This window comes from Acutalibacter sp., from assembly GCF_056800975.1.
Genome location: NZ_JBQISV010000113.1, coordinates 1 through 6,172 on the forward strand (window position 1 = coordinate 1; position 6,172 = coordinate 6,172).

The following is a 6,172-nucleotide window of genomic DNA, read 5'->3' on the forward strand; positions in this document are numbered from 1 at the left end:
GTGCGTCCAGATTATGCACCTGGGCCCCTATGACAGCGAGCCGGAATCCGCTGCCCGCATGGATCAATACCTGGCGGAGAACGGCTGGCAGAACGACTTCACCCCGTCCCGCCAGCATCATGAAATCTACCTTTCCAACCCGGAAAGAACCCTGCCGGAAAAGAGAAAAACTGTAATCCGCCACCCAGTCAAAAAGAGCTAAAGCCTGCTTGAAAACCGAAGAAATGCTGGATTTTTGGCCAGCAACAAGGGCCGTCAAGAAAAAAGCGCAGGAACGGCCATGTTTAGGGCTTGTTTGAAAATAGAAAAAATGCCGGATTTTTGCCCCAATGGAGGTGATTTCAAGGAGAAAACCGCAAGTCAATCTCGCGATTGACAAGGATTTTCGACGCAGAAAGCGGCTGCTTTGGGGCAAAAAGACGGTGTTTTTGATTTTTCAAACGAGCCCTAACCCCAAAGGCGCCGTTTCTGACCCAAGCAGACCATATTTTAGAGTTTTAAAACAGGCTCCTGCTGGCCAGCCCCTTCCGCAAAAAAGCCAGGAAGATGTGCCCCTTTGGACGCATCTTCCTGGCTAATTCTCTTTATATAACGGTTTATTTATACGCCGGAGTAAGCCGAATAGCCACAGTCAATAGGCAGAACTACGCCGGTAATCGCGCTGGCGGCTTTCTCGTCACACAGGAAAAACACCGCGCCCAACAGCTCCCTGCTGTCCACAAAGCGGCCCATGGGGGTGCCCGCCAGAATTTTCTCCGACCGGGCCGTGGGGGTGCCGTCCTCATGAAACAGCAAGGCGCGGTTCTGGTTGGACACCAAAAAGCCCGGGGCAATGGCGTTGCAGCGAATGCCGCTCTTGGCAAAATGGGTGGCCAGCCACTGGGTGAAATTGCTCACCGCCGCTTTGGCCCCAGAATAGGCGGGAATCTTCGTCAGGGGGACATAGGCGTTCATGGAGGACACATTGAGAATGCATCCTGCCTGCCGCTGTGCCAAATCCTTGGCAAACACCTGGGTAGGCAGCAGGCTCCCCTGAAAATTCAGCCGGAATACAAAGTCCACCCCTTCCGGGTCCAGATCAAAAAAGTTCTTCTGCTCCGGCTGAGCCTCATGATGATACTCGTTGTCCGTTGTGGCCCGGGGGTTGTTGCCCCCCGCCCCGTTGACCAGAATGTCACAGGGCCCCAGGTCTTTCAAAACCTGCTGGTGTACTGCCTCCAACGCCTCCCGGTCCAGCACATTGGCCTGATATCCCTGGCAGCAGTACCCCTGAGACCGGCACTCCTCCGCCAGCTGCTCCACCGCCGGAGCGTTCAAATCCAAAGCCGCTACCTTGGCTCCCGCCTGGGCGAAAGCCCGGGCCATGTCGCCGCAGAGCACGCCCCCCGCGCCAGTAACCACCACTACCTTCCCGCTGAAATCCACCTGCAAGGGCAAGTCCGTCATGATAATCATCCTCTCTCCCATGTTTTTCTTCCACGTCAAACCCCAAAACCGAAATACCGGTTGGTGTTATAATAGCAAATATCCCCTACCAGCTTTTCCAACTGCCGCCGGCCGGCCGGGTACTGGCCGCTCTCTACCCACTCGCCGACCAGCTCGCAAAGCACCCGGCGGAAATACTCATGCCGGGGATAGCTGAGGAAGGACCGGGAGTCTGTAAGCATCCCCACAAACTGCCCCAGCACCCCTCCTGAGGCCAGCTCTGTCAGCTGGGCCCGCATGCCCGGGCGGCTGTCGTTGAACCACCAGGCGCTGCCCAGCTGCAGCCGCCCCGGGCCTCCGCCCTGAAAGCAGCCCATAATGGAGGCCACCGCCGCGTTGTCATTGGGGTTCAGCGAGTAGAGAATCAGCTTGGGAATGCCGCCGTTCTCAGCAAACAGGTTCAGCAGCGGGGCTAGACACTCCACCCCAGAACGGCTGTTGATGGCGTCCCCGCCCATATCCGGCCCCTTGGCCCGAAGCAGAGGCTTGTTGATGTTCCGCAGGCAGCCAAAGTGAATCTGCATGACCCAGCCCAGCTGGTTATAACGCTTGGCACAGGCCGCGGTGAGCAGGGTCCGGTAGGCGTCCGCCTGGGCGGCGGTGGGCTGGCCTCCTGCCATAGCCGTGTGGAAAGCCAGATTGGCGGCTGCGCTGTCCGGCGGGGCGAACATACAGGCGTCCAACCCGTGGTCCGCGCAAAGACAGCCCTGGGCGGCAAAATAGTCAATACGTTCCAGCAGAGCCGCCGCCACATCCTCCGCGCTGCGAAGCTCCCGGCCCACCGCCTTTTCCAGCCGGTCCCGAATGTACCCGGCAAACTCCGGCTTCTCTATGTTGACAGCCCGGTCCGGCCGGAACGCCGGCAGTACCCTGCACTTCATGGTGGGGTCCGCCGCCAGCTGCTTGTGCCAGCGCAGGCCGTCCGCCGGGTCGTCCGTTGTACAGATGGCCTTTACCTGAAATTTCTCCATCAGGCTCCGGGCAGACTGGCCCTCCAATATGCGGTTGGCCCGGGCATAGATGCCGTCGGCTGTGTCAGGATTCAGCGTCTCGGTAATGCCAAAGGCCCGGCGCAGCTCCAAATGGCTCCAATGGTAGATGGGGTTGCCCATAAGCTGGGGCATGGTGCGGGCAAAGGCCAAAAACTTCTCCCGGTCCGGGGCGTTGCCGGTAATCAGCTCCTCCGGCTCGCCGGCAGCGCGCATCACCCGCCATTTATAGTGGTCGCCCCCCAGCCAGACCTCAGTGATGCTGCGAAACTTTTTGTCTTCCGCAATATCCTTGGGGTCAATATGACAGTGGTAATCAATAATAGGCAGGCTCTCCGCTGTCTGATGATACAGCTCTCTCGCGGTGGACGTAGAGAGCAGAAAGTCGTCGTTCATAAATTCAACCATGGTCTCCCTCCTATCTTTCTACCCGGCCGCCGTTGGCCTCAATCAGCCCATTGAGATACGCGCTGCCCAGCGCCCGGTCATACAGGCCGTAGCCGGGCTTGCCGGTCTCCCCCCAGATCATTCTGCCGTGGTCAGGCCGGAACCAGCCCTCAAAGCCAGTCTCCACCAAGGCCTTGACAATAGCATTCATATCCAGCGAACCGGCAGGACTCCAGTGGCCGGACTCCTCAAAGCTGCCGTCCTCCAAAATCTTCACATTGCGCAGATGCATAAAGCCAATGCGCTTTTTGGCCGAATACTTCCGCACCATAGCCGGAATATCATTTTTTGTGGAGCAGCCCAGCGACCCGGTGCACAGGCACAGGCTGTTGGCCGGGCTGTCCACAATAGCCAGATACCGGTCCAGATTGGCCTCGCAGGTCACCACCCGGGGCAGGCCGAAAATAGGATAGGGCGGGTCGTCCGGGTGCAAAGCCATGGTGACGCCGCAGGCCTCTGCCACGGGAATCACCTTTTTCAGGAAATATTCTATGTTTTTCCACAGGCCCTCTTCCCCCAGCTCTCCATAGGCGCGGATAAGCTCCCGCACCTCGTCCTGGGTGTAGCTGGCGTCCCAGCCGGGGAGATGGATGTCGTCGGTCAGCGGGTCCAGGCCCTTCAGCTGCTCCCAGTACATCACCAGGCTGGTAGAGCCGTCCGGAGCAAGGCGGTCCAGCTGAGTGCGGGTCCAGTCAAACACAGGCATAAAGTTGTAGGTCACGCATTTCACGCCATATTTGGCGCAGCGGCGGATGCTCTCACAGTAGTTGGCAATGTGCCGGTCCCGCTCCGGGCGGCCCAGCTTTATCTCCTCCGTGACAGGAATGGACTCTACCACATCGAACACCAACCCATGGGCAGCGCAGTCCTTGGCAATGGCCTCAATACTCTCCTCCGGCCACACCTCCCCCGGCGGCACATCATACACTGCCGAGACAATAGACCGCATTCCGGGAATCTGCCGGATATTTTCCAAGGTGACAGGGTCCCCTGCCCCGTACCAACGAAAAGAGCTTTTCATACAGTCACTTCCTTATCTTTATTTTCTGACCTGCTCCACAATCTCCCGGGACTCCCGGCACAGCCGGGTAATCTCCTCCCACTGCCCGCCGTCAATCAGTTGGGGCGTCACCATATAACTGCCGCCGCAGGCCGCGATCACCGGGCAGGAGAGGTATTCTCCCAGGTTCTTTAAAGAGATCCCCCCCGTGGGCATCACCTTGAACTGAGGAAAGGGCGCAGCCAGAGCCTTGATCTTCCCCAGTCCTCCCGACTGCTCCGCCGGGAAGAACTTGATAACCTCCAGCCCCAGCTTCAGGGCGGCGTGGTACTCGCTGGCCGTGGTGCAGCCCGGGTAGACCGGCACGTTTTTCTCCTGACAATACCGCACCAGCTCCGGGTCAAGGCCGGGCGAGACAATAAACTCCGCCCCCGCCGCCAGGGCCCGGTCAATCTGCTCCCTGCTGACCACCGTGCCCGCCCCTGCCAGAATCTCCGGGCAGGCCTCCTTCATCCGGCGGATGGCCTCGTCCGCCCCCGCCGCCCGAAAGGTCACCTCCGCCACCGGCACACCGCCGGCACACAGGGCCTTTGCCAGCGGGGCCGCGTCCCGCTGGGGGTCTTCCAGCTTGATGACCGGCACCACGCCTATCTCCATCATTCTCTTACTGATTGGATGCATTCCGCTCACCTTCCCAAAATAAAAATTTTAATTGTGATTCTCCTGTTGGCCTCCCGCCAATTTCCGGGCATTGGCCCGCACCCTCTCCTTGTTCAGCGGATAGACCAGCCACAGCACCACAGCTACCGCCGTCAGCCCCGCCACAGGAATCAGACAGGACAGAGAAAACATACCGTCCATGACCTGCGGGTGGGCCCATGGGTCATACTGCACCGCCTGACTGTAGCCAATAACCCCCAGCAGCCAGCCCACCATGCCGGAGGACAGAGCCTGCCCCACCTTTCTGGCAAAGGAATACACCGCATAGATGGTGCCGTCCCTGCGCACACCCTCCCGCACCTGGGCATTGTCAATCACGTCGGTGATCATGGCCCAGACCAAAGTGTTGAAAAATCCCAGTCCCATATAGGCCGCTGTGTAAAAGCCCACATAGGCCCAGACACTTTGAGGCCGCGCCCACCAGCACACCCCATAGCAGACCGCCCCAAACAGGCAGGCGGCAATAGAGACCTCCTTTTTGCCGAAACGCTCTGCCAAGGGCACCGCAAAGGGGACGCATACCCCCAGCACTACCAGCGAACCCAGCAAGGTCGCCGCCGACTGGCCCGCGGGCTTTTGATAGTAGATGGGGAACATATACCCCGCCATACCGCCCATACCCAGCATAGCCAGCAAAAGCAGAATCGCCGCCAGAATAATCCCCAGCAAGGCCCGGTCCGAGCCCACGCTTTTCACCATAGCGGAAAAAGCGGCCTGCTCCCCCTTGCTGGGGTGCGTCTCTACCCGCTCCCGGGTCAGATGAAAGCACAGCAGATAACAGACGACCGCCGCAATGGAGAACAGCCCCGCAATCAGAGTCATCCTGGGGCCAGAGAGAATCTGCGCCCCATTCTCCGCCGTGACATAGGCGAAAAGCGGCGTGCCAAAGCCAATGGCCAGCCCGGCCAAAGTCGCCCCCACCGTCCGCCAGACAGAGAGCTCCGCCCGGTGGCGGGGGTCGCCGGAAATGGCGGAGGCCATAGACCCATAGGGGATGTTGACAGCGGTATAAAAGACAGAGCCCCACAGAATATAGGTGACGGTCATCCACACCAGCTTAAACCAATAGGGCATACCCGCCAGCCCAGATTGATAAATAAGAAAGGACACAATCGCCACCGGCCCGCACATCCGCTTCAGCCAGGGGCGAAACCGGCCCTCCTCTGTGGGCCTGGCCCTGTCGATCAGCCGTCCCATGGTCACATCCGTAAAGGCGTCCAGAAACCGGGAGGCCATCATCAACGCCCCCACCGCTGTAGAGCTGATGCCCATTACATTGGTGTAAAACAGCATCATAAAGGTGGAGGACAAAATAAAGGTAAAGTCATTGCCAAAATCACCAAAGGCATAGCCAACCTTGTCCCGCAGGCCAAAGGGCCGGGCCGCAGCTGCCGAATTCATCGCGCATCACTCCTCGCAGGGTAATACGCTTAGGTTGCCCCCAAGGCCGCTGGGTTATGCCCGGTCGATTTTTACCAGCCGGGCGTTCAGGCTCTCGGCAAAGCCCGTGGGCATCTGACTGCCGCCCATG

6 protein-coding genes are annotated in these 6,172 nt (G+C 59.3%); 1 reads left to right on the forward strand and 5 read right to left on the reverse strand.

Annotation, left to right across the window (positions count from 1 at the left end; all coding sequences use genetic code 11):
* Positions 1–202: GyrI-like domain-containing protein (locus ACTO5E_RS09725; protein WP_482303273.1), on the forward strand; the 202-nt coding region annotated here is incomplete at its 5' end.
* A gap of 398 nt (positions 203–600) precedes the next feature.
* Here the strand turns inward: ACTO5E_RS09725 and ACTO5E_RS09730 are convergent.
* Genes ACTO5E_RS09730 through ACTO5E_RS09750 form a run of 5 tightly spaced genes read right to left on the reverse strand, consistent with a single transcriptional unit; the run spans position 601 to position 6,042 of the window.
* Positions 601–1,446 (reverse strand): SDR family oxidoreductase, encoded by an 846-nt coding sequence (locus tag ACTO5E_RS09730; RefSeq protein WP_482303275.1) that lies wholly within the window; start codon positions 1,444–1,446, stop codon positions 601–603.
* Between the two features lie 35 nt (positions 1,447–1,481).
* Positions 1,482–2,882, reverse strand: a complete 1,401-nt coding sequence (gene uxaC, locus ACTO5E_RS09735; RefSeq protein WP_482303276.1) for a glucuronate isomerase — start codon at positions 2,880–2,882, stop codon at positions 1,482–1,484.
* 10 nt (positions 2,883–2,892) lie between these two features.
* Positions 2,893–3,942, reverse strand: a complete 1,050-nt coding sequence (locus ACTO5E_RS09740) for a mannonate dehydratase (RefSeq protein ID WP_482303277.1) — start codon at positions 3,940–3,942, stop codon at positions 2,893–2,895.
* 18 nt (positions 3,943–3,960) lie between these two features.
* A complete protein-coding gene (locus tag ACTO5E_RS09745; protein ID WP_482303279.1) occupies positions 3,961–4,602 on the reverse strand; it encodes a bifunctional 4-hydroxy-2-oxoglutarate aldolase/2-dehydro-3-deoxy-phosphogluconate aldolase in 642 nt (213 codons plus the stop codon).
* 27 nt (positions 4,603–4,629) lie between these two features.
* The gene (locus ACTO5E_RS09750; protein WP_482303280.1) at positions 4,630–6,042 is read right to left on the reverse strand and encodes an MFS transporter; all 1,413 of its coding nucleotides are present in this window, start codon (positions 6,040–6,042) and stop codon (positions 4,630–4,632) included.
* Positions 6,043–6,172: the final 130 nt, after the last annotated feature.

Excerpts from the sequence above, each read along its gene's own strand:
- ACTO5E_RS09745 (WP_482303279.1), bottom strand. The coding sequence starts at position 4,602 with ATGCATCCAATCAGTAAGAGAATGATGGAGATAGGCGTGGTGCCGGTC.
- uxaC (WP_482303276.1), bottom strand. The coding sequence starts at position 2,882 with ATGGTTGAATTTATGAACGACGACTTTCTGCTCTCTACGTCCACCGCG.
- ACTO5E_RS09740 (WP_482303277.1), bottom strand. The coding sequence starts at position 3,942 with ATGAAAAGCTCTTTTCGTTGGTACGGGGCAGGGGACCCTGTCACCTTG.
- ACTO5E_RS09750 (WP_482303280.1), bottom strand. The coding sequence starts at position 6,042 with ATGAATTCGGCAGCTGCGGCCCGGCCCTTTGGCCTGCGGGACAAGGTT.
- ACTO5E_RS09730 (WP_482303275.1), bottom strand. The coding sequence starts at position 1,446 with ATGACGGACTTGCCCTTGCAGGTGGATTTCAGCGGGAAGGTAGTGGTG.